Source organism: Micromonospora sp. CNZ286 (assembly GCF_014207755.1).
Window position 1 is genome coordinate 792,173 of the sequence record NZ_JACHIZ010000001.1, and the last position, 24,003, is coordinate 816,175.

Genomic DNA, 24,003 nt, shown 5'->3' on the forward strand with positions numbered 1-24,003 from the left:
TTCAGTGTGCCCGGGGCGGCGCTGTCGATTCGCGCACCACCAGGCGAGTGGGCAGGATCACCGGGGGCGGTGTCCCGTCGTCGGTGTCGGCGCCGCGCGGGGCGGGCACCAGGCCCGGGTACGGCTCGGCGGCTCGTACGCCGAGCGGGTCGAGCAGGATGCGGGCGGCGAGCAGCCCCTGCTCGGCGGCCGGCTGGGCGATCGTCGAGAGCCCGAGCACGCCGGCCAGGTCGTGGTCGTCGATGCCCATCACGCTCACGTCCTCCGGCACCCGCAGCCCGGCGTCGCGCAGCGCGGTGATCGCGCCCATCGCCATCTCGTCGCAGGCGGCGAAGATGGCCGTCGGCGGCTCGCCCCGGGCCAGCAGCTCGGTGGTGGCCCGGGTGCCCCCGTCGATGGTGAAGCGCGACTCGACGTCGAGGCTCGGGTCGGGCCGCAGCCCGGCGGCCCGCAACGCCTCCTGGTAGCCGCGCCGCCGGTCCAGGTGGGTGGTGAAGGCCAGTTCGTCGTCCGGGTCGCCGGAGATGTGCGCGATCCGGGTGTGGCCGAGGTCGAGCAGATGGCGGGTGGCGGTCCGGGCAGCGGCCACGTCGTCGATCCGGACGCAGGGCCACCCGGGCACCTCGCTGCCGGAGCTGATCGTCACGCCCGGCAGGTCCAGCTTCGTCAGCGCGTGCACGTCGGCCGCGCGCAGCGGGGTCGCGACCAGGATGATCGCGTCCACCCGCTTGTGCAGGCTCGCCGTGCGCAGCACCCGCTGCCGGGTCTGCTCCCGGCCGCCGAGGTTGTAGAGCAGCAGGTCGTAGCCGCTGTCCTGGAGGAATTCCTCGACCGCCTCGACCACGGTGCCGAAGAACCATCTGGTGATCCGGGGCACCACCACCGCCACGGTGCCGGTCCGGCCGCCGGCCAGGCGGCTCGCGCTGGGCGAGACCGCGTACTGGAGCTGCTCGGCGGCGGCGAGCACCCGGCGGCGGGTCGCGGCCGAGACCGTCGGCAGGCCCCGCAGCGCCCGGGAGACGGTGGCCGTGGAGACCCCGGCCAGACGGGCGACGTCGTCAATCCTGGTCATCGTGAGCTCCCCGCTGTGACCCGGACCCCGCCGCCGGCCGTGCCGGCGGCGGGGCGCCGGATCAACCCTTGACGCTGCCGGCGAGCAGACCTCGCACGAAGAAGCGCTGGAGGGACAGGAAAACGATCAGCGGTACGACGATCGACACGAACGCGCCGGCCGTCAGCCGCTGCCACTCGTTGCCGCGGGTGCCGGCCAGCTCTGCGAGCCGGACTGTCATCGGGGCGGTCTCGTCGCCGCCGCCGGCGAAGATCAGCGCGACCAGCAGGTCGTTCCAGACCCAGAGGAACTGGAAGATGCCGAACGCCGCCAGCGCGGGCGTGATCAGCGGCAGCACGATGGTGCGGAAGATCTTGGGGTGGGTGGCCCCGTCGACCCGGGCCGCCTCCATCAGGTCGCCGGGGAGCTGCGAGATGAAGTTGTGCAGCAGGAACACGGCGAACGGAAGCGCGAAGCAGGTGTGCGCGAACCACACCTGGGCGAACTTCTGCTCGTCGACCAGGTCCCACGCGGGGAGGATCTGCACCCCGGCGATGGTGACGCCGGTGGAGAAGAACCGCAGCAGCGGCACAAGGGCCATCTGCAACGGCACGATCTGCAGCGCGAAGATCCCGATGTAGACCCAGTCCCGCCCCTTGAAGTTCATCCACGCCAGCGCGTACGCGGCGAGCGACGCGAAGGCCAGCGGGAAGAGCACCGAGGGGATGGTGATCGCCAGCGAGTTGATGAAGTAGCTGGCCAGCTGCCCGGACGAGCCGCGGCTGAACAGCACCTCCTGGTAGTTCTCCAGCGTGATCTGCGGGTTGCTGAAGAACGTCCACCACCCGGTGGTCTTGATCTCGTTCTCCGGCCGGATCGAGGAGATGAACAGGCCGAAGGTCGGGATCGTCCAGAGCACCGCGATCACGATCGACACGAGCGTGGCGGTACGGCTGTTCAGGCGCTTGCGCACCCGGGCGCCCCGGGTGGTCGGCTCGGTGGCCTGGGCGCCGACTCCGACGGTGGGCGTGGCGGTGGTCATCTCAGCCCTCCCGCTGCTTGCGCAGGTTGCGGATCTGGTAGATCACGATCGGGATCACCAGGACGAACAGGAACACCGCCAGCGCCGAGCCCTGACCGTTCTCCTGGTAGCGGAACGCCTGGTTGTACATCTCGGTCGCGATCACGTTCGTGTCGTAGTTGCCGTTCGTGGCGGTCCGGACGATGTCGAAGACCTTGAGCGTCGCGATGGACAGCGTCACCACCACGACGATCAGCGCCGGCCGGATGCTCGGCATGGTGATCCGCCAGAACATCTGCCACGGGGTGGTGCCGTCCAGCCGGGCCGCCTCGACGATGTCGGCCGGGATGGCCTTGATCGCGGCGGAGAGCACCACCATCGCGAAACCGGCCTGGATCCACACCATGATCACGATGAGCAGGAACGTGTTCAGCGGCGAGTCCAGCAGCCACTGCTTCGGCTCGCCGCCCAGGCTCACCACGATCTGGTTGAGCAGGCCGATCTGGTCGCCCTCGCCCCGGTAGGCGTAGACGAACTTCCAGATGATGGAGGCGCCGACGAACGAGATCGCCATCGGCAGGAAGATCAGGGACTTGGCCACGGCCTCGAACCGGGCCTTGTCCACCAGGACCGCGTAGATCAGGCCGAACCCGGTGGCCACCAGCGGCACCAGGAGCACCCAGATCAGCGTGTTGATCAGGACCCGGACGATCGAGTCCTCGGCGAACATCCAGCGGTAGTTGTCCAGGCCCACCCAGTTGTTGCTGCCGGAGTCCATGAAGGAGAGCAGCGTGGTGCGGATGGCGGGGACCACCAGCCCGACGGCGAGCAGCAGCAGCGTCGGCAACAGGAAGAAGAACGCGAACGTGCCCTCGCGCTGCTTGCGCCGGCGGGGCAGCGGCGCGCCGCTCGCGGAGGCCGCGACCAGCTGCGCCTCCCGGCGCCGGGCGAAGAACGACGGCACCACGTCGAGAAGCAGGAGCAGCCCGCCCACCACCGCGACGAAGGCGATCAGCCCGTACATGAGCATGAGGAACTTCGGCTGCTCCGCCGCGAAGTCGAACTCCATCGACCCTCCCTCAAGGGTTCGGCTAGCAGAGGTGGCCCGGTCCGCGTCCGCGGACCGGGCCACCTGCTAGATCACTTCCAGCTGCCCTCGATGTCGTTCAGGACGGCGGTGGTGTCCTTGCCGTTGATCCAGGCCACCATGCCCTTCCAGAAGGTGCCGGCGCCGACCGCGGCCGGCATCAGGTCCGAGCCGTCGAAGCGGAAGACCGTCTTCTCGTCCTGGAGGATGCCCACGGAGAGCTTGTCCACCGGGTTCGGGACGTTGTTCAGGTCCAGCTTCTTGTTCGCGGAGACCCAGTCACCGATCTTGGCGCGGCTGTTGGCGTACTCGCCGGAGGCCAGGTAGGTCTGCACCGCCTGGACCTCGGGACGGTCGCCGAAGGCCGCGACGAACTCGCCGCCGCCCAGCACCGGCTTGCCCTTCGACGGGTCGATGGCCGGGAAGTAGAACGCGAAGACGTCGCCGTCCTCGGCCACCTTGGTGCCCTCGGGCCACTGGTTGGCGTAGAAGGACGCCTGGCGGTGCAGCGCGCACTTGCCGGCGGTGATGGGCGTGCCGCCCTCCTGGAAGGAGGTGGTGGCGATGCTCTTCACGCCGCCGAAGCCGCCGTTGACGTACTTCTCGTTCTTCAGGATGCTGCCGGCCCGGTTGAGGGCGTCAGCCACCTGCGGGTCGTTGAACGGGATCTCGTGGGTGGTCCACTTGTCGTAGACGTCCGGGCCGCCGGTACGCAGCAGCACGTCCTCGATCCAGTCGGTGGCCGGCCAGCCGGTGGCGTCACCGGACTCGATGCCGGCGCACCACGGCTTGGTGCCGCTGGCCGCGATCTGGTCGGAGAGCTTGATCATGTCGTCCCACGTGGTGGGGACCGTCCAGCCCTTCTCCTTGAAGGTCTTCGGCGAGTACCACACGAAGGACTTCACGTTCGAGCCGAGCGGGGCGCCGTAGAGCTGGCCGTTGACGGTGCTGTACTTCAGCCAGTCGGCGGAGTAGTTCTGCTCGGCCATCGCCTTGGTGTCGGCGCCGACCGGCTTGAGCTTGCCCGAGTCGACGAACCGCTTCAGCAGACCCGGCTGCGGGATGAAGGCGAGGTCGGGGGCGTTGCCGCCGTCCACCCGCACCGGCAGCTGCGCCTCGAACTCGCCGGAGCCCTCGTGGTCGATCTCGATGCCGGTGCAGTCCTCGAACTCCTTCCAGGACTGCTGGAGGCGCTCGTCCTCGATGTCACGGATCGAGGAGTAGATGGTCACCTTCTTGCCGTCGTGACCGTCGTACTTCTCATATGCGCCGCACTCGGCCGAGCCCGCGTTGCTGCTCTTCTTGTCGTTGCCGGTGCCGCAGGCGGCGACGCCGAGCGCCAGCCCCAGGACGCCGGCGACCGCGAGCGCCTGGCGCGATCTGGCAAACGCCATGCCGATCTCCTTCCTTGCCGGCGCGTGGGGGGATCGAACCCGCGCCGGTCCGATGGTCGTCCTCACATGTAAGCGCTTGCATCGTGCCGGGTCCACCCCTGGCCGGACACGGCCCGGTAACAATCCCGAAACCCTGACCACCGGTGATGGGTGCGCTCCCACGAATCTTCCCGGGAACGGAACTTTCTGTCAGGATGTCCGCATCACATTGAAGACTTTCAACATTGGAGGCAGTGGATGCGTAAGCGATGGCTCGCCCTCGGGGCGAGCGCCGCGGTCCTGGCGGCGACCCTCGTACCGGCCGCGCCGGCGATGGCCGCCCCGACGTTCAAGGTCCCGTTCCCGTGCAACCAGTCCTGGTCCGGTCAGACCCGGACCAACCACAGCCCGGCCAACGCGATCGACTTCAACCGCACCGACGACCTGGGCGACCCGGTGGTCGCCAGCGCACCCGGCACTGTCGACGTGGTGACCAACCTCGGCGACACCAGCTACGGCAAGTACGTCCGGATCAACCACGGCGGCGGACACACCACCTACTACGCCCACCTGAACGCCTTCAACGTCTCCGTCGGGCAGACCGTCGGCTACGGCCGGGTGATCGGGTACGTCGGCACGACCGGCGGCTCCACCGGCCCGCACCTGCACTACGAGCAGCGTCTCAACGGCAGCTCTGTGAAGATCAAGTTCAACGGCGTCCAGGCGCTCTACTGGGGCACCAAGACCTACACCAGTGACAACGGCTGCGGCGGGACGAACACCGGCGAGGGCACCGTCAACACGGCCGGCTCCCCGCTGACGGTCCGCTCCGGCCCCGGCACCGGCTACAGCTCGGTCGGCACGGTGGCCGACGGGGCGAAGGTGACCATCCAGTGCCAGACCAGCGGCACCAGCGTCACCGGCACCTACGGCACCAGCTCGATCTGGGACCGGATCGGCTCCGGCCGGTTCATCTCCGACGCGTACGTCTACACCGGGTACGACGGCTACATCCCGGGCGTACCCCGCTGCTGAACCGGGCGGGCGCGGGGGCGAGCGGCTCCCGCGCCCGTACCGGTCAGGAGTTCAGCCGCCACACCGCGAAGTTCAGCGCGGACGCGAACGTCACCCAGGCCCAGTACGGCAGCATCAGCAGCGTGGCCGGCCGGGAGACGCGCCGGAACAGGGCCACCGTCACCCCGATCGCCAGCCACATCAGCACGATCTCGGCGAACGCCAGCCCGTACGCCCCGGCGCCGAAGAACAGCGGGGTCCAGATCGCGTTCAGCACGAGCTGCACGACCCAGGCCCAGAGCGCGGGGCCGAAATTGACCCGCCGCCAGACCAGCCAGCCGGCGATCGCGATGAGCACGTAGAGCACGGTCCAGACCGGGCCGAACAGCCACGACGGCGGCGCCCAGGCGGGCTGCTCCAGGCCCTGGTACTCGGCGGAGGTGCCCTGGACACCCAGCCCGCCGATCGCGGCGGCGGCGAAGGTGGCGGCGCCGAAGCCGAGCAACGCCAACCACTGGCGGGCTCCGGCGGTGCGCCGGGTGACACTCTGCGACATCTCCATGGCCGAGATGTTTCCGCTCGACCGGCCCGGCAAACGCCCGGGCGCCGCCGGACCCGGACGCGGAAAAGCCGGAGTCACCCGGCCCGGACGTTCCGGTCCGGCAGGACGGAACACCCGGGCCCGGCGACCCCGGCGGGTACGAGAACCGCTGTTACGTGTTGAAGATGCTGACGCCACCCGGGCCGACCAGCAGGCCGACGACGATGAGGACGATGCCCCAGAGGATCTGCCGGCGGAACAGGGCGAGAATTCCGGCGACCACCAGTACGACTGCGAGAATCCAGAGAATCAGCTCCATGTCGGCTGGATACCCGTGCGCCCGATACCGGAAACCTCCCGCTCAGTCGAGCTGATCACCGCCCAGGTGGAAGACGCTGTACGCCTGTTTGATCACCGGGTGGGCCACGTTGCGGACCCGGACCCCGCCCGGTGTGGTGCCGCGCTCGGTGCCGTGGTGGGCGTGCCCGTGCAGCGCCAGCGCGGTAGGTGCGGAGTCGATCGCCTGACCGAGCTGGTAGCAGCCGAGGAACGGGTAGATCTCCAGCGGCTCGCCGGCGAGCGTGTCCGGTACGGGGGAGTAGTGGGTGAGCGCGACGAGCGCGTCGCAGTCCAGCGAGAGCAGCGCGTCGGTGAGCGCGTCGGCGCTCTCCCTGGTGGTCCGCACGAACGCCTTCATCTCCGGCTCCCCGAAGTCGCTGGCGCACCGCCCGGCGAACCCGCCGCCGAACCCCTTCACGCCTGCGACCCCGAGCCGTCCGCCGGGGGTGTCCACCACGACGCCGGTGCCCTCCAGCACCGTGATCCCGGCGTCCTCCAGCACCTTCACCACCTGCGGCACCTCGTCGCACTGGTGGTCGTGGTTGCCGAGCACGGTGATCACCGGTACGCCGAGGTCGCCGAACTCCCGGGCCACGCACCGCGCCTCGGCCTCGGTGCCGTGCCGGGTCAGGTCACCGGCGAGCAGGAGCACGTCGGCGCAGCCGGGCAACTCCTCCAGCGCCGGGCGGAACCGGCCCACCACGTCCTCGTCCAGATGCACGTCGCCCACGGCGGCGATCCGGATCACCATCGAACCTCCCTCACGGCAACTCCTCGACCTGGGTGGGCGCCTGCGTGCGGATCACCCCGATGTCGCTCGTCACGTGGGTGTCCGGGAAGCGCTCGGCCACCCGCCGCAGGATCTCCTCCCGCCGGTGCGGGCTCTCCACCTCGCCGTAGAGCACCAGCCCGTTCTCCCGCCGCACCACCGTGATGCCCTGCTCGGCCACGGTCGGGTCCTCGGCCAGCATGCTCTGGATCTCCGCCTCGACGTACTCGTCGGGGGGAATGTCGCCGGACAGTCCGGTCACAGGGTCTCCCTTCCTCCGGGCGCGCCGCCGGGCAGCACGTCCAGCCGGTCGAGCAGCACCAGGAACGCCTCCGCGTACGGCGAGTGCTGCGTCTCCTTCCGTACCCGTTCCCAGTCGATCTGTTCCCGCAGTGAGCGGGCCAGCGGCAGGGCGCGGGCGAAGTCGCAGTAGTGCTGGGAGAAGCTGAGCAGCTTGTGCACCATGAGCTGGCTGGCCGAGAGCACCGGCATGTGGATCGCGTCGACCGGGCGCACGATCGTGTCGGCGAACGTCTCCTCGGTCACCGGCGTCTCCACCGGCCGGTGGATCAGGTCCACCATCCGGTCCTCGTCGTAGACCTTGACCAGCCAGTCCTCCGGCGGGCGCTCGGCGGTGAAGCCGGCCTCGACCAGCGCCTCCAGCGCCCGGTCGACGTCCACCTCGCGGAGCAGGAAGTCCACGTCGTGGTCGCTGGAGTGACCGCCGTGCGCGTACACCGCGAAGCTGCCACCGAGCGCGAACGGGATCTCGGACTGTTTGAGCACGGCGGCGACCTTCTTCAGCGTGTGCACCAGGGTCTCGTCCCCGCGCTCGGCCATCTGCGGCTCCCTCGTCGTCATGTGGGCGGTGGGACCACGATGCGTACCCGGCGGACGCTCCGGTCACACCTGTTGCGGCGCGATCGGCCCGCCAGGGCAGGAAAGCGACATACGGGCCGGTGTGAGCATCGGTCGGATAACCTCGGGAGGGTGGCCAGCTCACTGCGGACGCGGCGGGGCAGGGCCCGACTGCGCACCGTCGCCCTGATCGGCATCGACGGCTCAGGTAAGACCACCCAGGCCCACCGGCTCGCCCAGGCGCTCACCGCGGCCGGCCGTCCCGCCACGTACCACCGCAACGCCGGTGGCCGCCGCTGGCTCGGCCGTATCGCCCAGCGGGTCGGCCGTCCGGACGCGCAGCGGCTCGTCGGGCGCGACGGCCTGCTCGTGGTCGAGTCGGTGCTGCGATGGTTGGCCATCGCGCTCGCGCTGCTCAGCTGTCTGGTGACCGGGCGTACCGCGGTGATGGACAGGTGGTCCGCCTGCCAGTACGCCAGCATCCGGGCACACGGCGGGCAGCGGTGGGAGCGGCTGGCCCGGGCCGGGTACCGGATCTTCCCGGCGCCCCGGGTGACGTTCCTGCTCACCGCCGACCCCGCCGAGGCGTACCGGCGGATCGAGCGGCGCGGCACCGACCACGAGACCATGGAGTGGCTGACCGCCGCGGCCGCCGCGTACCGGGAACTGCCGGAGTACGGCAGCTTCGTGGTGGTGGACGGCAACGGCCCGCCGGAGGAGGTGGCCCGCCGGATCCGGGCGCACCTGAGCGAGTGGCTGCCCGACGACCCGTCAGCCGGTCCCGGCCCGGCTCCGGCCGGCCCGGCTCCGGCCGGCCCGCGCCGCCCGGTCGGTGGCGCCGGGCGGGACGGGCCGGTGCCGGTTCAGGCCCGCCCGTAGACCGGGATGCTCGCGCCGCTGGTGGGCGCGGACTCGGGGGAGGCCAGGAAGCGGATCACCTCGGCGATCTCGGCCGGCGGCACCCAGCGCCCGTGGTCGGCGTCGGGCTGGGCGGCGCGGTTGGCCGGGGTGTCGATGACGCTCGGCAGCACGGTGTTGCACCGCACGCCGCGCTGCCGGTACTCGACCGCGACCGTCTCGGCGAACGCCCGCACCGCGGCCTTCGCGGTGGCGTAGCCGGAGGCGCCGGGGAACGGCGTGACCGCCGCCCGGGCCGAGACGCAGACCACCGCGCCGTCGCCGGACGCCATGAGGTGCGGCAGCGCCGCGTGGGTGACCAGGTACGTCGGGCGCAGGTTGAGCCGCAGCATCCGCTCGAAGTCCTCGACCGGGGTCTCGTGCACCAGGGCGCCGGCGGCGTACCCGCCGACGAGGTTGACCACCGCGCGCAGCGGCGCGGCCGGTTCGGCGGTCGCGGCCTCGACCGCCCGCGCGGCCCCCTCGGGCGTCAGCAGGTCGGCCACGACCCGGACCGGGCCGTCGTCCGTCCCGGGCTCCCGCTGGGGTACGACCACCCGCCAGCCCGCGTCGAGGAAGGCGGCGGTGACCGCGCCGCCGAGCCCACCCGTGCCTCCGGTCACCAGCACCGTGCGTTCCGTCATGGACACACGCTAGCCAACCGCCCTGCCGACGGACCGGTGGGCCGTCCGGCCCGTCGGATCGAGGCCGACCAGGCAGGCCCTGCCGCGCGACGGCGGACCGGCACGTCGGGCGGCAGGAGTGACTCGACCGGAGCGGATGAGGCGGCGGGGCTGCGACAATGGGATCCTTGGCCCGGGGGCGGGCACGGAAGACGGTAAATTTCCCGATACGCGGTGTCATGGTTGACGCTCACGCCGTGTGAAAGTAAGTTTCATCCGTGGCGAAGAGTTCGAAGATTTCTGCGAGTCACGAGCCCGGTGGACTGATCGTCCACATCAGCGGCCTGCTGCCCTCGCTGTCCCCGGCCGAACAGCGGGTGGCCCGGCTGGTCGTCGCCGATCCGGCGGACGCGGCCCGGCGTACGATCACCGACCTCGCCACCGCCGCCGAGACGTCCGAGGCGACAGTGATTCGCTTCTGCCGCTCGGTCGGCATGGACGGCTACCCCCAGCTGCGGATCCGGCTCGCCGCCGAGGCCGCCCGCCGGATCGAGCCGCCGGACGCGCGGGTGGTCGGCGGCGACATCCCGCCGGGTGCCGACCTCGCCCAGATCATCGCCACGATCGCGTTCAACGACGCCCGGGCCGTGGAGGAGACCGCCGAGCAGCTCGACCCGGCGGTCTGCGAGCGAGTGGTCGAGGCGATCGGCGCGGCCGGCCGGATCGACGTCTACGGCGCGGGCGCCAGCGGCTTCGTCGCCTCCGACTTCCAGCAGAAGCTGCACCGCATCGGCCGCATCGCGTTCTACTTCCCGGACGTGCACACCGCGCTCACCTCCGCCGCCCTGCTGGGCCGCGGCGACGTGGCGGTCGGCATCTCGCACACCGGCACCACGTCCGACGTCATCGAGGTGCTGGAGCAGGCCCGGGCGCGCGGTGCCACGACAGTGGCGCTGACCAACTTCCCGCGCTCGCCGATCACCGAGGTCGCGGACCACGTGCTCACCACTGCCGCCCGGGAGACGACATACCGCTCCGGCGCGACCGCCAGCCGGCTGGCCCAGCTCACAGTGGTCGACTGCCTCTTCGTCGGTGTGGCCGCCCGCAGCCGGGCCCGGACGAAGAAGGCCCTGGAGGCCACCGCCGAGGCGGTCCAGTCGCACCGGGTCGGCCCCGGGCGGAGGCGGGGATGACGGCGGGTCGGGTGGAGCGGGACGGCGTGGCGGCGGTGCGACCGGTGGTGCGCGTCGGCGCGCCGACCGAGCGGCGCAACCCGCACAGCGTCGACCTCGACCTGATGTCCACCCGGGACGTGCTCACCGTGATCAACGAGGCGGACCGGCGGGTGCCGGCCGCGGTCGCCGCGGTGCTGGACGAGATCGCCGAGACGGTCGACCTGGCCGTGGCCGCGCTGCGCGACGGGCACCGGGTGCACTACTTCGGGGCCGGCACCTCCGGTCGCCTCGGCGTGCTGGACGCGGCCGAACTGGCGCCGACGTTCAACTCGCCGCGGCACTGGTTCTGCTCGCACCTCGCCGGCGGCCCGGACGCGATGTGGCGGGCCGTCGAGGACGCCGAGGACGACGAGCGCGGTGGCGCCGCCGACGCCGCCGAGTGCGTACGCCACGGCGACCTCGTGGTGGGCCTGGCGGCCAGCGGGCGCACCCCGTACGTCCTCGGGGCGCTCGCCGCGTCCCGGGCGCAGGGGGCCGGTACGGTGCTGCTCTGCGCGAATCCGGAGGCCGAGGCCGCCGCGTCGGTGGACGTCTTCATCGGGGTGGACACCGGGCCGGAGGTGGTCACCGGGTCGACCCGGATGAAGGCCGGCACGGCGCAGAAGCTGGTGCTCAACACGTTCTCCACGGCCGTGATGGTGCGTCTGGGCCGGGTCTACTCGAACCTCATGATCGACATGGTGGCGACCAACGCCAAACTGCGCGGCCGCATGATCTCGATTCTCATGGAGGCCACCGGCTGCGCCGAGGAGGTGTGCCGGGTCGCCCTGCGGGAGGCCGACGGCGACCTCAAGACCGCGCTCGTCGCGCTCGTCTCCGGCGCCGAGGTGCCGGCCGCCCGGGCCGCGCTGGCCCGCTCCGCCCACCAGGTACGCGGCGCGCTCGAACTGCTCGCCTCCTGACCGTTCGGCCCGCCCGCGGGCCGGCCCCGTACCGCCGATCCACCCGCCCGGCGCATCCGCCAGGCGGGTGCGACGCGAATCACGTGCAGGGAGGGGACGACTCCTCCCGCACGGATTGTTCAACGAGGCGGAGGGTAATCCTTGAGCACGGCTGAACCGACCGGTCCGCAGGCGCGTATCTCGCAGTGACCAGGATCGCAACGACTCGGTGACGCGGCTCGCTGTGTTCATGGAACAGGCAATGGTGCCATTCCATGGGCGAACGGCGATTTCGCAGCTCCGGTGTGCGCCGAAAACGGCGCCCGCGAGCCGCCCGAACCGGGCCGGTAACAGGAAACATGGACCGGGCTCTCAGCTACTACTCAGGCATTCGTGACAGTTTCGACTCACGACATGGAATCCCCGACGCGTCACATCTGTTGTGTAGGTGTCAGCACCTACGGGCACAGCGGAGGTTACGGGGAGGGCTGATGAACGTGGGGATGGCAAGGAACCGGGCAACCGGCGCGAGCGAGGGGACCGTGGCAATCGTGGACAAGAACATCGGCATGCGTACCGACGAGGTCGCCGAGGAGCGGGACCTGGTCGGCGTCTACCTGCACGAGATCTCCCGGACGCCGCTGCTCGACGCCGCCCGGGAGGTCGACCTCTCCAAGGCGATCGAGGCGGGCCTCTACGCCGAGCACCTGCTCGACGAGGATCGGATCCCCGACGGCGTCGACCGGGAGGACCTGGAGCGGCTGGTCGCCGAGGGTGAGCGCGCGAAGGACCTCTTCATCCGCGCGAACCTGCGACTGGTCGTGTCGATCGCCCGGCGCTACGTGCGCTCCGGGATGCCCATGCTGGACCTGATCCAGGAGGGCAACACCGGCCTGGTCCGGGCGGTCGAGAAGTTCGACTACGAGCGGGGCTTCAAGTTCTCCACCTACGCGACCTGGTGGATCCGTCAGGCCATCAGCCGGGCGATCGCCCAGCAGGAGCGGACCGTACGGCTGCCCGTGCACCTGGTCGAGGACGTCAACCGGATGCGCAACGTGGCCCGGCAGCTCACCCGTGAGCTGGGCAGCGACCCGGAGCCGGAGCAGATCGCGACCGCGCTCGGCGTGACCGTCGAGCGGGTCAACGAGCTGGTCCGCTGGTCGCAGGACACCGTCTCGCTGGACACCCCGGTGGGTGACGACGGTGACACCAACCTCGGTGACCTGGTCGCCGACAGCGACGCGCCGTCGCCCGAGGAGATCGTGCTGACCGGCCTGGAGCGGCAGCGGATCGAGGGCCTGCTCAACCACCTCGACGACCGTTCCGCCGGCATCATGCGGGCGCGGTACGGCCTTGAGGACGGGCGGGAGCACTCGCTGACCGAGGTCGCGTCGCGGTTCTCGCTGTCCCGCGAGCGCATCCGCCAGCTGGAGATCCAGGCTCTCGGCCGGCTGCGTGAGCTGGCTCGCGCGGAGGGGCTCCAGGCGGCCTGACCTGGTAACAATGAACGGCGAACGGCCGGCGTCCGACAGGGGGACGCCGGCCGTTCGCCGTCTTCGCGGTGCTCAGACCCGGCCGTAGCCGGCGATCGTCATGATGTTCATGCCGCGCTTGCTGACGTTGCGTCCGGCGCTGGGCGCGTCGATGATCTGGCCGTTGCCGACGTAGAGCGCCACGTGCCCGAGCCCGGAGTAGAACACCAGGTCACCCGGTTGCAGCTGGCTGCGGCTGATCCGCGTGGTGGCCCCCCACTGCTGCGCCGCGCTGTGCGGCAGCGACTTCCCGGCCGCCCGCCAGGCGGCGAGCGTCAGACCGGAGCAGTCGTAGCTGCCGGGGCCGTCCTGGGCGTAGCCGTAGGGCTTGCCGACCGCGCCGTAGGCGTACCGCACCGCCGTGCCGGCGTCGCCGGAGACGGCCGGCGGCTTGCCCGCCGAGCTGGGGTTGCCGGGTGCCTCCGTGGCCCGACCGTACGCCTTGCGCCGCATCTCGTAGAGGTCGGACAGGTCCGCCTCGATCCGCGTCTTCGCGGACTTGAGCTGCTTGGCCTGCGCCGCCTCCCGGGCGAGCGTGACGTCCAGCGCGGTCTTCTGGTCGATCAGCCGCTTCTGGTCGGCGGTGAAGCTGTTGATGGTGCGCTGCCGCTGGCGGGTGAGCTGGTCGAGCGTGCCCAGCCGCTCCGGCAGGGTGGCCTGGCCGCCCGGGTCCAGCAGGGCCGCCGCGGTGCGCATGCCACCGGTCTTGTACGCCGTCGCGGCCAGCACGCCCACGTCGGCGCGGCTGCGTTCGGCCTGTTCCTGCAGCGGCCCGATCCGGGCCTCCAACTTGGCCGCGGTGGCCTTGTTGGTCTTGATGTCCTCGTTGAGCTTGTTGTAGGACTCGACGATTCGCTCCAGCTCAGTCGAGGACTTCTCGATCTGCTTCGTCAGCTCGGCGGGGGTCGGCTCGGCCCGGGCCACCTGCGCCGGGGCGAGCAATGCGGCCGAGAGGCCGGCCACCGCCAGCGAGCGGAGCAGCATCCGTAAGGACGACAAGAGCGGAAAGCTCCTCTCCCACCGGTCGCCGGGCGCGTTCGCGACCCGGCGACACCGGCCCGGGGCCGTCCGGGTGGACGGCTGTCGACCGGGCCGACCTGGACAACCTAACCCGTGATCGCAGTAGTCGGGAGTTCAAGCAGGGGCGAAAGTTGGCAAAGTGGCGGAAAGTGATGAGGGGGAACCGGTGGGTGGATGAGGCGACTCGCCCGATTCGTCGTTCTGGGCGGATGTCGCCAGGCAACGCCAGGCAAAGTCATGACAAAGACGGAAATCGTTCTCTGTTTCCGGCGGGCAGGGCCGGGCCGACGCCCCCCGCGACCGCCGAAACCCCGAGGTCAGGTGGCGCGAGGCCAACACAATGAAGCCCGGACGGGAAATCCCACCACGGGATCCCTGCTCCCGGGAGGCCGCCGTGCAGACCGACCGCTCCGCCGCCCAGCCGCCCCGCTCGCCGCGACCGGCCGCACCCAGGCTGCTCTACGCCCGGCCCGGCATCGTCGTCACCGCCGAGCGTTTCACCGTCGGCCGCAACAGCTGGCCGGTGGCCGAGATCACCCAGCTCCGGACCGACCGCGGGCCGCACGACCGGCTCGCGATCCGGGCGGTCGCCGTGTCCGCCGCGATGATCGCCGCGGTGGGCCTGCTGCTCGGCTTCACCGGCGGCCTGCACCGGCTCACCGCCGGGGCGTACCTCATGCTCGGCGCGGTCGGGCTGGTGCCGCTGCTGCTCGTGCTGATCGGCGACCGCGTGCGGCCCCCTTCGCACGAGCTGTGGGGACGGGTGCGCGGCACCGAGGTGCTGCTGTTCAGCAGCGACGACGAGCGGCAGTTCGGCCAGGTCGCCCGCGCGCTGGGGCGGGCCCGGGAGGCGGCGCGGCTGGGCGGCTGGGCCGACCCGCCGGCGGCCGAGCCGTGGCGGCCGGCCCGGTGAGACGCGGTCAGCCCGCGACCGGCTCCGGCGTACGCGACCGCGTCTCGGCGGCCACCCAGTGGCTCACCCGCCGCTCGGCGTAGAACGAGACGAACGGCACGGTGCCGGCGAGCATCACCAGCAGCATCCGCTTCAGCGGCCAGTTCGCCCGGCGCGACAGGTCGAACGTGAGCGCCAGATAGAGCATGTACAGCCAGCCGTGCGCCACGCCGACCACGGCCACCACGCTCGGGTTGTCGAAGCCGTACTTCAGCGGCATGCCGATCAGGACCAGCACCACGAGCGCCACGCCCACGATCCAGGCGATCACGCGGTACCGGGTAAAGGCTCCGCCCACCGTCGTCCGTCCTTCCGCACCGGCCTCAGCCGGGATAGTCGCCGGGCCGGGCGCCCGGATTGGCGTTCAACCAGGATAGGTAGCTGTTGTACGCGGCCAGCTCGGCGTCGTCCGCCCCGTCGGCCGGGGCGGACGGCACCCGCACGACGCGCACCGGCCGGCGTACCGCCGGGGTGCCGGCGGTCACCGACGGCGCGGGACCGGCCGACGCCGCCGGGTCCGCCGACGACGCCGGGTCGGCGGCGCGCAGCGTCTGGCGGACCTCACGCCACCAGACGAAGATCACGAAACCGGCGAAGACCGGCCACTCGATCGCGTAACCGAAGCTGATCGCGTTCCCCCCGGCGGCGCGGGTGACCTGCCACCAGCCCATGCCGAGGCAACCCGCCACGAGCACGACCATGGCCACGTGGCGGACGATCCACGCCGGTGTCCAGAGCCGATTCATGCCAACGAGAGTACCGGGGCCGCCGGTCGTCTCCGACACGGCGTCGTAGTCCGGGCGGGGTTTGGTGACACGCCCGCTGGGCATCCGAACAGGTGCCAACCCGAACGAGACGAGGGGGCGACGATGACCGAATCGGTACGCCGGGACGCGAGCCCGGAACAGCGGGTCGCGGAGTGGGACGGCGACCACGCCCGTACCGTCGACGCCGACGGCGAGCAGCTCGGGGTGGACCCCACGGAGCTGGGCGACGAGGACCTGATCCGGGAGATGCAGAGCCTGCACCGCACCCGGCTGGACACGCTGCGGCACGCCACCGACTCGGCGCTCGCCAACCACCTGCGGCGCACCGCCGAACTGGAGACGGAGTACCTGGCCCGGCACCCCGGCCGGGAGGTCGACCCGAGCCGGCTGCGGGACGCCTGATGGCCAGCCACGCCGAGCGCGGCATGTCCGCGCCGCCGGAGGTGGTGTTCAACACCGCGACCGACCCGGACCGCTCGTCGGCCTGGCTGCCCGAGCGACTGCGCAGCTCCGGCGCCTGCCGGGTGGAGGTCGTCGACGCCGACGACATGCGGGCCCGGTGGAGCGCCGCGGACTGGTCCGCCGAGATCGACGTGGAGCCGGCCGACGCGGGCGGCGCCCGGGTGCGGCTGGACCTGGCCGGGCCGGACCACGACCTGGCCGACGAGATCCTGGCCAACCTCGACCGCGAGGTGGCCGACAACCTGACCGCCGGCTGAGCCCGGCCGCACGACGAGCACGAGGAGGCCGGGTTGACCGGGAGTGGCCTGAAGCAGAAGGTGGCGCGCCTGCGCCAGGCGTACGCGCCGCACGAGCATCGGCCGCTGGAGGGCTACCTGAAGGCGATGGGCACGTACGCCGGTGTGACAGCCGCGCTCGTCGGCCTGGTCCGGGCGACCGGCCGGCCGGTGCCCGAGCGGCCCACGCCCGCGGACGTGGTGCTGCTCTCGATCGCCACGCACAAGCTCAGCCGGCTGCTGTCCAAGGACGCGATCACCAGCCCGCTGCGCGCGCCGTTCACCCGCTACGACCACCCGATCGGCAGCGGCGAGGTGATGGAGCAGGTCCGCGACGAGGGCAGCCCGACCCGGCACGCGCTCGGCGAGCTGGTGAGCTGCCCGTTCTGCCTGGCGGTCTGGGTGGCCACCGGGCTCACCGGCGGCCTGGTGCTGGCGCCCCGGCTGACCCGGCTGGTCGCCACCGCGCTGACCGCCGTGGCCGCCTCCGACTTCCTTCAGATGGGGTACGCGGTCGCCCAGCAGGCGGCCGAGGGCGGACGCCACGAGTCCTGAGCCCGTGGACACGGGAAAGGGGGCCGGCGCGAGCTGGCCCCCTTTCCCTGTCTCCCACCCGTCAGGTGGGGGTGGTGCCGTGGTCCTCGCCGGCCCAGCCGCGCGACGCCTCCGGCTCCCGCTCGTCCTCGTCCTCCCCGGTGACGACGTCCCGGTCCACAGCGGTGCGGTCGTGCTCGTTGGCGAAGTCCGGCTCCGGCAGCGTGTCGACGCCCTCCGGGGGCTGTCCGAGCGCCGCCAGGTGCTCGTGGTCGGGGTTGCGGTCGGTCATGTCGCGTCCTCTCGGTCTTCCGGGGGCTCAGGCGACCGTGCCGCCCAGCAGATCGGCCGCCTCGTCCGCCGCGTACTCGCCCTGGGGGAGCGCGGCGATCCGGGTGAGCAGCTCCGCGGGGAGTTCGGCGGCCACCGCCCGGCGGTAGATGTCCGCCTGGGTGATCCGCTCCTGGCCGTGGTAGATGTCGTCGAGCAGGTCGTCGAGCGGCCTGGTGTCGGGCTGCTCGGTCACGGGCGCGTCATCGGTCACGCCGACCACCTACCCGGCACCGAACCGGTCAAACTCGCCCCAACCCCGCTCAGGCCGGTGCCGGGAGCGTGGCCCGGCGGGCCCGGACGGCCTGGGCCAGGTGCTCCAGCACCTCGGCGGTGCTGTCCCAGCCGATGCAGGCGTCGGTGACCGACTGGCCGTACGCCAGCTCCCGGGTCGGGTCCAGGTCCTGCCGGCCGGGCACCAGGAAGCTCTCCAGCATGATGCCGACGATGCCGCGCTGACCGGCGGCGAGCTGCGCGGCCACGTCTGCGGCGACCAGCGGCTGGTTGCGGTGGTCCTTGCCGCTGTTGGCGTGGCTGGCGTCGACCACCACCCGCTCCGGCAGGCCCGCCGCCCGCAGCAGCTCCAGCGCCCCGGCCACCGACTCCGCGTCGTAGTTGGGCCGGCCGCCCCCGCCGCGCAGCACCAGGTGCCCGTCCGCGTTGCCCCGGGTGTGCATGATCGCCGGGGTGCCCGAGACGTCGATGCCGGGGAAGACGTGCGGCACCCCGGCGGCCCGGATCGCGTCCACGGCGGTGGCGATGCTGCCGTCCGGGCGGTTCTTCATGCCGATCGGCATGGACAGCCCGGAGGCGAGCTGCCGGTGCACCTGGCTCTCCACCGTCCGCGCGCCGATCGCGCCCCAGGCCACCGTGTCGGCGATGTACTGCGGGGTGATCGGGTCGAGGAACTCGCAGCCCACCGGCAGGCCCAGCCGCAGCACGTCGAGCAGGAGCGCCCGCGCGGTACGCAGGCCCGTGTTGACGTCGCCGGAGCCGTCCAGCGCCGGGTCGTTGATCAGGCCCTTCCAGCCCACCGTCGAGCGCGGCTTCTCGAAGTAGACACGCATCACCACGAGCAGGTCGTCGGCGACCCGGGCGGCGGCCTCGCGCAGCCGGCACGCGTACTCCAGGGCGGCGGCCGGGTCGTGCACGGAGCAGGGGCCGACGACGACGAGCAGCCGGTCGTCCTCGCGGTCCAGCACCCGGCCGACGGCACGGCGGCCCGCCACGACGGCCTCGGCCAGCGGGGTCTCCAGCGGCAGGTGGTGGTGCAGCAGGGCCGGGGTGGTCAGCGGCACCACACGGTCGATGCGCTGGTCGATGACCCGATGGGCGTCCTGGGACGTGGTCACGGTGGGGATTCCTTCCGCCGACCGTGCCCCCGTGCCGGGTCCGGGGGATCGAGCCGGCTGCTCGCATACGAAAGGGCAGGGAAAAGAATCCCTGCCCGGCCGGCTCGAAGAGGTGGTGACGTCAGCTCATGGTCGAGTCACCGGCTCCTCCAGCCGGCTGCCTAAACCATCGATACGACCGCGTCACGTCGGCCAGCGTACCCGACGCGCGGCGGAAAGCCCGCTGTCGTTCCGAAGTGCGGAACGCGGGGTATGTGATCGGCATGACCACGAGCCACGACCCGAGTGACCAGGAACGGATCGAGTCCCGAGCGCACCTGCTGCCGGAGGAGGCGGCGGCCGGCAGCGACGACGCGGAGGCGCAGGCCGACGCGATCCTCACCGAGTCCGACATCCGCGAGGCGGACCAGAACGCCGCCCCCGACACGGTGCTGGAGCACCGCACCTCCGAGCAGACCGTCACCCCCGTCGAGCCGCCCGACTGAGCCCGGCGCCCCGGGCCCGGCGGGAACCCCGGTAGCTGTCGTCCCGCAGCCGGGCCAGCGGGCCGGCCAGACGCAACCCCGGCGGCACGTTGCCGATCGGGTCGAACGCGAGCGCGGCGTCCTCGGCGGCGCCGCGCTCGTCGTCGAGGCGTACCTCGCCGAACGGCCGCCACCGGCCCACCGCCGAGGCGACCGCCAGCACCAGCCGGGGCCCGTCGCTGGCCACCGCCGCGCCGGCCTCGGCCAGGCCGCGACCCAGGTCGGGTGACTCCGGGTCGGCCAGCACGGCCAGGAACAGCCGCCGCCCGCCGGCCCGGAACGGCATGATCGACGTGTACGTCCCGGAGAAGCGCCGCCGGGGCAGCGGCAGGTTCCGCAGCACCGGCGCGGCGGCGCTGGAACTCCACAGCAGGTCCACCGGCGGCTCCGGATCGCGGTGCAGCCGTACCGCCACGCCCAGCACGTCCGGCCAGCCACCCGGCGTCGGCACGCCCTTGGACAGGCGGATCGTGGCCGGCCACCGGCCCGGCAGGTCGAGCAGCGGCACCCCGGTCGGCGGTCCCGGCGTACCCCAGATCCGGGTCTCGCCGGCGAACGTGCGCCCGGCCGGATGCAGCAGCCGGGCGTGCCGGAGCCGGGCCAGCGCGGCGGCGGCGCGCTCGACGGCGGAGGGTGTGGTGGCGGCCATGCCCGCACGGGTACCCCGGCGCGCACCGACGATGCTCCGGCGCGCGTGTCACCTTTCCGCCTCCGAGATCGGATAGCGTCGTCTCATGCCCGACAGCGGTTTCCCCTGGCCGATCGAGACGACCCGACTGGACAACGGCCTGCGTGTGGTGGTGAGCGAGGACCGCACCGCCCCGGCCGTGGCGGTCAACCTCTGGTACGACGTGGGCTCACGCCACGAACCGGCGGGACAGACCGGCTTCGCCCACCTCTTCGAGCACCTCATGTTCGAGGGCTCGGTGAACGTGGCGAAGACCGAGCACATGAAGCTGATCCAGGGCGCGGGCGGCTCGCTCAACGCGACCACCAACCCGGACCGGACCAACTACTTCGAGACGGTCCCGGCCGAGCACCTGGAACTGGCGCTCTGGCTGGAGGCCGACCGGATGGGCGGGCTGGTGCCGGCGCTGACCCAGGAGACGCTGGACAACCAGCGTGACGTGGTGAAGAACGAGCGCCGTCAGCGCTACGAGAACGTGCCGTACGGCGACGCGTGGCTGCGGCTGCTGCCGCTGCTCTACCCGCCGGGCCACCCGTACCACCACGCGACGATCGGGTCGATGGCCGACCTGAACGCCGCCGACCTGGCCACCTTCCAGGAGTTCCACAGCACCTACTACGCGCCGAACAACGCCGTCCTCACCGTCGTCGGCGACACCACCGCCGCCGAGGTGTTCGCGCTAGCCGACAAGTACTTCGGCGGTCTCACCGCGCGCGCCGACATCCCGGCCGCGCCGGACGGCCGCACAGTGCCGGCCACCGGCCGCCCGGCGGTGGAGACGGTCACCGCCGACGTGCCCGCCCCCCGCGTCTACGTCGCGCACCGCACCCACCCGTTCGGCACCCAGGGGTACGACGTGACCACGGTGCTGGGCACCGTGCTCGGCAGCGGCCGGGGCAGCCGCCTCTACCAGCGGCTCGCCGACGGTGAGCGGATCGCCCAGCCGGACCTGGTCGGCGCGTACGGGGTGGACCTCGCGCACGCGCCCGCCCCGCTGATCGCCACCGCCACGGCCCGTCCCGGGGTGAGCGCCGAGCGGCTGCGCGACGGGCTCGCCGAGGTGGTCGACGAGCTGGCCACAGTGCCGGTGACCGCCGCCGAGCTGGACCGCGCCAAGGCGCTGCTGAGCACCATGTGGTGGCGGCAGATGTCCACCGTCGACGGTCGGGCGGACACGCTCGGCCGCTACGCCACCCAGTTCGGCGACCCGGCCCGCGCGGCCGACCGGCTGCCGGCCTGGCTCGCGGTGACCGCGGAGCAGATCGCCGAGCAGGCCGCCGAGCTGCTCGGCGCCGCCGACCGGGTGATCCTGACCTACCTGCCCGAGGAGAACTGATGTCGCTGATCGCCACCCGTCCCGGCCCCGGCGCCGCCCGCGCCTACCGGTTCCCGCAGGTGGTCCGGCGGACGGTGGCCGGCGGTCAGGTGGTCGCCGCGCACCTGCCCGGGCAGAACCTCGCCGTCGCGTTGCTGCTGCTCGACGGCGGCGCGGGCCGGGAGCCGGTCGGCAAGGAGGGCCTCGGCGCGGTGCTGGCCAAGGCGCTGGAGGAGGGCACCGCGCAGCGGGACGCCACCGCGTACGCGCTGGCCATCGAGGCGCTCGGCACCGAGCTGGCGACCGGGCTCGACTGGGACTCGTTCCAGGTGAGCGTGCAGGTGCCGGTGGACCGGCTGACCGCCGCGGTGGAGCTGCTGGCCGAGGCGGTCCGTACGCCCCGGCTCGACCCGGCCGACGTGCTGCGCGTACGCGACGACGAGGCGACCGCGCTGCGGATGGACTGGGCCAACCCCGGCCCGCGTGCCGACGCGGTGCTGCGGGCCGAGCTGTTCGGCGCGGAGCACCGGTGGGGCCGCCCGCTCTACGGCGACCCGGACAGCGTGGCCGCGCTGGAGGTGGACGACGTCACCGTCTTCCACTCGGAGTGGTTCATCCGCCCCGGCACGCTCGTCGTCGCCGGCGACCTGGAGCGGATCGACCTGGACGCGCTCGCCGCGACGGCGTTCGCCGGCGCCGGCGGCGGCCCGGTGGAACGCGGCGGCCCGATCGACGTGCCGCTGGCCGGGCAGCGCCGGGTCATCCTGGTCGACCGGCCCGGCTCGGTGCAGTCCACGCTGCGGCTCGGCCACCCGTCCCCGCATCGCGCCCACCCCGACCACGTGCCGATGACGCTCGCCGGCACCGTGCTCGGCGGCGCGTTCACGTCCCGGCTCAACCACCTGATCCGGGAGGTACGCGGCTACACGTACGGGATCCGCGGCGACTTCGCCTCGTCCCGGCGGTTCGGCCGGTTCGCGGTCAGCTCCGGCGTGCAGACCGCGGTGACCGCCCCGGCGCTCGTCGAGTCGGTGGGCGAGATCTCGCGTACCCAGCTCACCGGTGTCACCGAGGACGAGCTGGAGGTGGCGCGTTCCTGGCGGGCCGGGCAGCTCTCGGTCGAGTTGCAGAGCCCGCGGGCCATCGCCGCGGCCCTGACCACGCTGGTCGTGCACGAGCTGCCGGACGACTACCACGCGCGGCTGCGGGAGCAACTGCTCGCGGCGACGGTCGAGGACGTCTCCGCGGCTGCCGCCACCTATCTGCACCCGGAGTCGCTGACGATGGTGATCGAGGGGGACGCGGCGGTCATCCGGGACGAGCTGGTCGCCAGCGGTCTCGGCGAGGTGGTCGATCACACGTGACCGGGCGGGGCGGCGGGCCTGTGATTCCCGTCGCCCCGAATCCGCGCGGTGGGAAACGTTTCCCACCCGCACCGCCCGGCTGGGTAGCCTCGCGGGCATGAGGATCGGCATTGTGGGAGCCACCGGCCAGGTCGGTGGCGTCATGCGGCAGGTGCTGGCGGAGCGCGAGTTCCCGGCGGAGCAGGTGCGCCTGTTCGCCTCGGCCCGGTCGGCCGGGCGCACGCTGCCCTGGCGCGACGGCGAGGTCACCGTGGAGGACGCTGCCACCGCGGACTACCGCGGTCTGGACATCGTGCTCTTCTCGGCGGGCAAGGGCACCGCGAAGGAGCTGGCTCCCCGGGTCGCCGAGGCCGGCGCCGTGGTGATCGACAACTCCTCGGCGTTCCGGATGGACCCGCAGGTGCCGCTGGTGGTGGCCGAGGTCAACCCGCACGCGATCGCGGACCGCCCGAAGGGCATCGTGGCCAACCCGAACTGCACCACGATGGCCGCCATGCCGGTGCTGCGCCCGCTGCACGACGAGGCCGGGCTGGTCAGCCTCGTCGTCGCCACCTACCAGGCGGTGTCCGGCGCCGGCCTGGCCGGGGTGGCGGAACTGGACGAGCAGGTCCGCAAGGTGGCCGAGGACGCCGCCGGGCTCGCCTTCGACGGCGCGGCGGTGGAGTTCCCGGCGCCGCGCTCGTTCGCCCGCCCGATCGCCTTCAACGTGCTCCCGCTCGCCGGCTCGATCGTCGACGACGGCTCCGACGAGACCGACGAGGAGCAGAAGCTGCGCAACGAGAGCCGCAAGATCCTGGAGATCCCCGGCCTGAAGGTCTCCGGCACGTGCGTGCGGGTGCCGGTCTTCACCGGCCACTCGTTGCAGATCAACGCCCGGTTCGCCCGGCCGATCGACCCGGCCCGGGCCCGCGAGCTGCTCGACGGCGCGCCCGGCGTGGCGCTGCGCGACGTGCCGACGCCGCTGGAGGCGGCCGGCCAGGACCCGACGTACGTCGGCCGGATCCGGGCCGACGAGACAGTCGAGCACGGGCTCGCGCTGTTCTGCGCCAACGACAACCTGCGCAAGGGCGCGGCGCTGAACGCCGTGCAGCTCGCCGAGCTGGTCGCCGCCGAGCGCTGACCCCGCGGGCGTCCGTGCCGGACCACCCGGCACGGACGCCCCCGCAGCGGGTATGCACCCGCGTCGCTGGCCGCCCCGC

General features: G+C 72.3%; 29 protein-coding genes and 1 pseudogene. 13 read left to right on the plus strand and 17 right to left on the minus strand.

The features are described 5' to 3' along the window. Position 1: 1 nt before the first annotated feature. The 4 genes from FHX31_RS03745 to FHX31_RS03760 form a co-directional block, all read right to left on the minus strand. Positions 2-1,072, minus strand: a complete 1,071-nt coding sequence (locus FHX31_RS03745) for a LacI family DNA-binding transcriptional regulator (protein WP_013475416.1) — start codon at positions 1,070-1,072, stop codon at positions 2-4. A 61-nt stretch (positions 1,073-1,133) separates the two neighbouring features. Next, the gene (locus tag FHX31_RS03750; RefSeq protein ID WP_030271330.1) at positions 1,134-2,093 is read right to left on the minus strand and encodes a carbohydrate ABC transporter permease; all 960 of its coding nucleotides are present in this window, start codon (positions 2,091-2,093) and stop codon (positions 1,134-1,136) included. A gap of 1 nt (position 2,094) precedes the next feature. Beyond that, positions 2,095-3,141, minus strand: coding sequence for a carbohydrate ABC transporter permease (locus tag FHX31_RS03755; protein WP_013288164.1), 1,047 nt, complete (start codon positions 3,139-3,141; stop codon positions 2,095-2,097). Between the two features lie 71 nt (positions 3,142-3,212). Further along, positions 3,213-4,553, minus strand: a complete 1,341-nt coding sequence (locus tag FHX31_RS03760) for an ABC transporter substrate-binding protein (protein ID WP_184975110.1) — start codon at positions 4,551-4,553, stop codon at positions 3,213-3,215. A gap of 237 nt (positions 4,554-4,790) precedes the next feature. Between FHX31_RS03760 and FHX31_RS03765 the strand changes: the two genes are divergently transcribed. Beyond that, positions 4,791-5,567 carry a M23 family metallopeptidase gene (locus FHX31_RS03765; protein ID WP_013288162.1) on the plus strand — a complete coding sequence of 259 codons (777 nt, stop codon included), beginning with the start codon at positions 4,791-4,793 and terminating at the stop codon, positions 5,565-5,567. Between the two features lie 43 nt (positions 5,568-5,610). On the opposite strand, the gene FHX31_RS03770 is transcribed toward FHX31_RS03765, so the two are convergent. From FHX31_RS03770 to FHX31_RS03790, 5 genes and pseudogenes are all read right to left on the minus strand, one after another. Continuing rightward, positions 5,611-6,108: a TspO/MBR family protein gene (locus FHX31_RS03770; protein WP_184975113.1), complete on the minus strand. Its 498-nt coding sequence runs from the start codon at positions 6,106-6,108 to the stop codon at positions 5,611-5,613. A gap of 151 nt (positions 6,109-6,259) precedes the next feature. Then, positions 6,260-6,406, minus strand: a complete 147-nt coding sequence (locus tag FHX31_RS03775) for a GPGG-motif small membrane protein (protein ID WP_013288160.1) — start codon at positions 6,404-6,406, stop codon at positions 6,260-6,262. Beyond that, positions 6,397-7,177, minus strand: a pseudogene (locus FHX31_RS03780) (metallophosphoesterase family protein). Before FHX31_RS03780 ends, FHX31_RS03775 begins: the two are co-directional and overlap by 10 nt. Positions 7,178-7,187: 10 nt before the next feature. Next, a complete protein-coding gene (locus FHX31_RS03785; protein ID WP_225319459.1) occupies positions 7,188-7,397 on the minus strand; it encodes a hypothetical protein in 210 nt (69 codons plus the stop codon). A 56-nt stretch (positions 7,398-7,453) separates the two neighbouring features. Next, on the minus strand, positions 7,454-8,035 hold the full coding sequence (locus tag FHX31_RS03790; protein ID WP_013288157.1) for a nucleotidyltransferase: 582 nt from the start codon (positions 8,033-8,035) through the stop codon (positions 7,454-7,456). 150 nt (positions 8,036-8,185) lie between these two features. Between FHX31_RS03790 and FHX31_RS03795 the strand changes: the two genes are divergently transcribed. Beyond that, on the plus strand, positions 8,186-8,932 hold the full coding sequence (locus tag FHX31_RS03795) for a dTMP kinase (RefSeq protein ID WP_184975117.1): 747 nt from the start codon (positions 8,186-8,188) through the stop codon (positions 8,930-8,932). Here FHX31_RS03795 and FHX31_RS03800 read toward each other — a convergent pair. Continuing rightward, positions 8,917-9,594: an SDR family NAD(P)-dependent oxidoreductase gene (locus FHX31_RS03800; RefSeq protein WP_013288155.1), complete on the minus strand. Its 678-nt coding sequence runs from the start codon at positions 9,592-9,594 to the stop codon at positions 8,917-8,919. The two genes, FHX31_RS03795 and FHX31_RS03800, sit on opposite strands and share 16 nt — an antisense overlap. 257 nt (positions 9,595-9,851) lie before the next feature. Between FHX31_RS03800 and FHX31_RS03805 the strand changes: the two genes are divergently transcribed. From FHX31_RS03805 to FHX31_RS03815, 3 genes are all read left to right on the plus strand, one after another. Further along, on the plus strand, positions 9,852-10,766 hold the full coding sequence (locus FHX31_RS03805; RefSeq protein ID WP_013288154.1) for a MurR/RpiR family transcriptional regulator: 915 nt from the start codon (positions 9,852-9,854) through the stop codon (positions 10,764-10,766). Next, positions 10,763-11,710 carry an N-acetylmuramic acid 6-phosphate etherase gene (gene murQ, locus FHX31_RS03810; RefSeq protein WP_013288153.1) on the plus strand — a complete coding sequence of 316 codons (948 nt, stop codon included), beginning with the start codon at positions 10,763-10,765 and terminating at the stop codon, positions 11,708-11,710. Before FHX31_RS03805 ends, murQ begins: the two co-directional genes overlap by 4 nt. Positions 11,711-12,192: 482 nt before the next feature. Further along, positions 12,193-13,182: a sigma-70 family RNA polymerase sigma factor gene (locus FHX31_RS03815; protein WP_041784543.1), complete on the plus strand. Its 990-nt coding sequence runs from the start codon at positions 12,193-12,195 to the stop codon at positions 13,180-13,182. A gap of 72 nt (positions 13,183-13,254) precedes the next feature. Here FHX31_RS03815 and FHX31_RS03820 read toward each other — a convergent pair whose 3' ends face one another. Continuing rightward, positions 13,255-14,220 (minus strand): C40 family peptidase, encoded by a 966-nt coding sequence (locus tag FHX31_RS03820; protein ID WP_013288151.1) that lies wholly within the window; start codon positions 14,218-14,220, stop codon positions 13,255-13,257. A gap of 415 nt (positions 14,221-14,635) precedes the next feature. Here FHX31_RS03820 and FHX31_RS03825 point away from each other — a divergent pair, with 415 nt between their 5' ends. Next, positions 14,636-15,154 carry a DUF6232 family protein gene (locus FHX31_RS03825; protein WP_013288150.1) on the plus strand — a complete coding sequence of 173 codons (519 nt, stop codon included), beginning with the start codon at positions 14,636-14,638 and terminating at the stop codon, positions 15,152-15,154. A 7-nt stretch (positions 15,155-15,161) separates the two neighbouring features. Here the strand turns inward: FHX31_RS03825 and FHX31_RS03830 are convergent, their stop codons facing one another. Beyond that, positions 15,162-15,491 (minus strand): DUF3817 domain-containing protein, encoded by a 330-nt coding sequence (locus FHX31_RS03830; RefSeq protein WP_030271312.1) that lies wholly within the window; start codon positions 15,489-15,491, stop codon positions 15,162-15,164. 25 nt (positions 15,492-15,516) lie between these two features. Next, positions 15,517-15,939 carry a hypothetical protein gene (locus FHX31_RS03835; RefSeq protein WP_123110062.1) on the minus strand — a complete coding sequence of 141 codons (423 nt, stop codon included), beginning with the start codon at positions 15,937-15,939 and terminating at the stop codon, positions 15,517-15,519. Between the two features lie 123 nt (positions 15,940-16,062). Here FHX31_RS03835 and FHX31_RS03840 point away from each other — a divergent pair, with 123 nt between their 5' ends. Genes FHX31_RS03840 through FHX31_RS03850 form a run of 3 tightly spaced genes read left to right on the plus strand, consistent with a single transcriptional unit; the run spans position 16,063 to position 17,252 of the window. Next, positions 16,063-16,362, plus strand: a complete 300-nt coding sequence (locus FHX31_RS03840; RefSeq protein ID WP_047890574.1) for a DUF6158 family protein — start codon at positions 16,063-16,065, stop codon at positions 16,360-16,362. Then, positions 16,362-16,679: a hypothetical protein gene (locus tag FHX31_RS03845; RefSeq protein ID WP_120573496.1), complete on the plus strand. Its 318-nt coding sequence runs from the start codon at positions 16,362-16,364 to the stop codon at positions 16,677-16,679. The genes FHX31_RS03840 and FHX31_RS03845 overlap by 1 nt, the downstream gene beginning before the upstream one ends. 33 nt (positions 16,680-16,712) lie before the next feature. Then, complete coding sequence (locus FHX31_RS03850) at positions 16,713-17,252, plus strand: DUF1360 domain-containing protein (RefSeq protein ID WP_120573497.1); 540 nt, start codon at positions 16,713-16,715, stop codon at positions 17,250-17,252. Positions 17,253-17,313: 61 nt separating this feature from the next. Here the strand turns inward: FHX31_RS03850 and FHX31_RS03855 are convergent, their stop codons facing one another. From FHX31_RS03855 to FHX31_RS03865, 3 genes are read right to left on the minus strand one after another with little or no spacing between them, the layout of a single operon-like run. Next, positions 17,314-17,523 carry a hypothetical protein gene (locus FHX31_RS03855; RefSeq protein WP_030502248.1) on the minus strand — a complete coding sequence of 70 codons (210 nt, stop codon included), beginning with the start codon at positions 17,521-17,523 and terminating at the stop codon, positions 17,314-17,316. Positions 17,524-17,550: 27 nt separating this feature from the next. Beyond that, positions 17,551-17,784: a hypothetical protein gene (locus FHX31_RS03860; protein ID WP_018786980.1), complete on the minus strand. Its 234-nt coding sequence runs from the start codon at positions 17,782-17,784 to the stop codon at positions 17,551-17,553. Between the two features lie 40 nt (positions 17,785-17,824). Next, positions 17,825-18,922: a 3-deoxy-7-phosphoheptulonate synthase gene (locus tag FHX31_RS03865; RefSeq protein WP_123110060.1), complete on the minus strand. Its 1,098-nt coding sequence runs from the start codon at positions 18,920-18,922 to the stop codon at positions 17,825-17,827. A gap of 254 nt (positions 18,923-19,176) precedes the next feature. Between FHX31_RS03865 and FHX31_RS03870 the strand changes: the two genes are divergently transcribed. Continuing rightward, positions 19,177-19,398: a hypothetical protein gene (locus tag FHX31_RS03870; protein ID WP_013288141.1), complete on the plus strand. Its 222-nt coding sequence runs from the start codon at positions 19,177-19,179 to the stop codon at positions 19,396-19,398. On the opposite strand, the gene FHX31_RS03875 is transcribed toward FHX31_RS03870, so the two are convergent. Beyond that, entirely contained in the window at positions 19,373-20,086 is a 714-nt protein-coding gene (locus FHX31_RS03875) for a phosphodiesterase (protein ID WP_184975120.1), read from the minus strand. The two genes, FHX31_RS03870 and FHX31_RS03875, sit on opposite strands and share 26 nt — an antisense overlap. Positions 20,087-20,171: 85 nt before the next feature. On the opposite strand from FHX31_RS03875, the gene FHX31_RS03880 reads away from it, so the two are divergent. From FHX31_RS03880 to FHX31_RS03890, 3 genes are all read left to right on the plus strand, one after another. Next, the gene (locus FHX31_RS03880) at positions 20,172-21,461 is read left to right on the plus strand and encodes a M16 family metallopeptidase (RefSeq protein ID WP_184975123.1); all 1,290 of its coding nucleotides are present in this window, start codon (positions 20,172-20,174) and stop codon (positions 21,459-21,461) included. Then, positions 21,461-22,804, plus strand: coding sequence for a M16 family metallopeptidase (locus FHX31_RS03885; protein ID WP_184975126.1), 1,344 nt, complete (start codon positions 21,461-21,463; stop codon positions 22,802-22,804). The genes FHX31_RS03880 and FHX31_RS03885 overlap by 1 nt, the downstream gene beginning before the upstream one ends. 97 nt (positions 22,805-22,901) lie before the next feature. After that, positions 22,902-23,924 (plus strand): aspartate-semialdehyde dehydrogenase, encoded by a 1,023-nt coding sequence (locus tag FHX31_RS03890; RefSeq protein ID WP_013475427.1) that lies wholly within the window; start codon positions 22,902-22,904, stop codon positions 23,922-23,924. Positions 23,925-24,003: the final 79 nt, after the last annotated feature.

Excerpts from the sequence above, each read along its gene's own strand:
- FHX31_RS03745 (WP_013475416.1), bottom strand. The coding sequence starts at position 1,072 with ATGACCAGGATTGACGACGTCGCCCGTCTGGCCGGGGTCTCCACGGCC.
- FHX31_RS03750 (WP_030271330.1), bottom strand. The coding sequence starts at position 2,093 with ATGACCACCGCCACGCCCACCGTCGGAGTCGGCGCCCAGGCCACCGAG.
- FHX31_RS03755 (WP_013288164.1), bottom strand. The coding sequence starts at position 3,141 with ATGGAGTTCGACTTCGCGGCGGAGCAGCCGAAGTTCCTCATGCTCATG.
- FHX31_RS03760 (WP_184975110.1), bottom strand. The coding sequence starts at position 4,553 with ATGGCGTTTGCCAGATCGCGCCAGGCGCTCGCGGTCGCCGGCGTCCTG.
- FHX31_RS03765 (WP_013288162.1), top strand. The coding sequence starts at position 4,791 with ATGCGTAAGCGATGGCTCGCCCTCGGGGCGAGCGCCGCGGTCCTGGCG.
- FHX31_RS03770 (WP_184975113.1), bottom strand. The coding sequence starts at position 6,108 with ATGGAGATGTCGCAGAGTGTCACCCGGCGCACCGCCGGAGCCCGCCAG.
- FHX31_RS03775 (WP_013288160.1), bottom strand. The coding sequence starts at position 6,406 with ATGGAGCTGATTCTCTGGATTCTCGCAGTCGTACTGGTGGTCGCCGGA.
- FHX31_RS03785 (WP_225319459.1), bottom strand. The coding sequence starts at position 7,397 with ATGCTGGCCGAGGACCCGACCGTGGCCGAGCAGGGCATCACGGTGGTG.
- FHX31_RS03790 (WP_013288157.1), bottom strand. The coding sequence starts at position 8,035 with ATGGCCGAGCGCGGGGACGAGACCCTGGTGCACACGCTGAAGAAGGTC.
- FHX31_RS03800 (WP_013288155.1), bottom strand. The coding sequence starts at position 9,594 with ATGACGGAACGCACGGTGCTGGTGACCGGAGGCACGGGTGGGCTCGGC.
- murQ (WP_013288153.1), top strand. The coding sequence starts at position 10,763 with ATGACGGCGGGTCGGGTGGAGCGGGACGGCGTGGCGGCGGTGCGACCG.
- FHX31_RS03815 (WP_041784543.1), top strand. The coding sequence starts at position 12,193 with ATGGCAAGGAACCGGGCAACCGGCGCGAGCGAGGGGACCGTGGCAATC.
- FHX31_RS03835 (WP_123110062.1), bottom strand. The coding sequence starts at position 15,939 with ATGAATCGGCTCTGGACACCGGCGTGGATCGTCCGCCACGTGGCCATG.
- FHX31_RS03840 (WP_047890574.1), top strand. The coding sequence starts at position 16,063 with ATGACCGAATCGGTACGCCGGGACGCGAGCCCGGAACAGCGGGTCGCG.
- FHX31_RS03845 (WP_120573496.1), top strand. The coding sequence starts at position 16,362 with ATGGCCAGCCACGCCGAGCGCGGCATGTCCGCGCCGCCGGAGGTGGTG.
- FHX31_RS03855 (WP_030502248.1), bottom strand. The coding sequence starts at position 17,523 with ATGACCGACCGCAACCCCGACCACGAGCACCTGGCGGCGCTCGGACAG.
- FHX31_RS03870 (WP_013288141.1), top strand. The coding sequence starts at position 19,177 with ATGACCACGAGCCACGACCCGAGTGACCAGGAACGGATCGAGTCCCGA.
- FHX31_RS03875 (WP_184975120.1), bottom strand. The coding sequence starts at position 20,086 with ATGGCCGCCACCACACCCTCCGCCGTCGAGCGCGCCGCCGCCGCGCTG.
- FHX31_RS03880 (WP_184975123.1), top strand. The coding sequence starts at position 20,172 with ATGCCCGACAGCGGTTTCCCCTGGCCGATCGAGACGACCCGACTGGAC.
- FHX31_RS03885 (WP_184975126.1), top strand. The coding sequence starts at position 21,461 with ATGTCGCTGATCGCCACCCGTCCCGGCCCCGGCGCCGCCCGCGCCTAC.
- FHX31_RS03890 (WP_013475427.1), top strand. The coding sequence starts at position 22,902 with ATGAGGATCGGCATTGTGGGAGCCACCGGCCAGGTCGGTGGCGTCATG.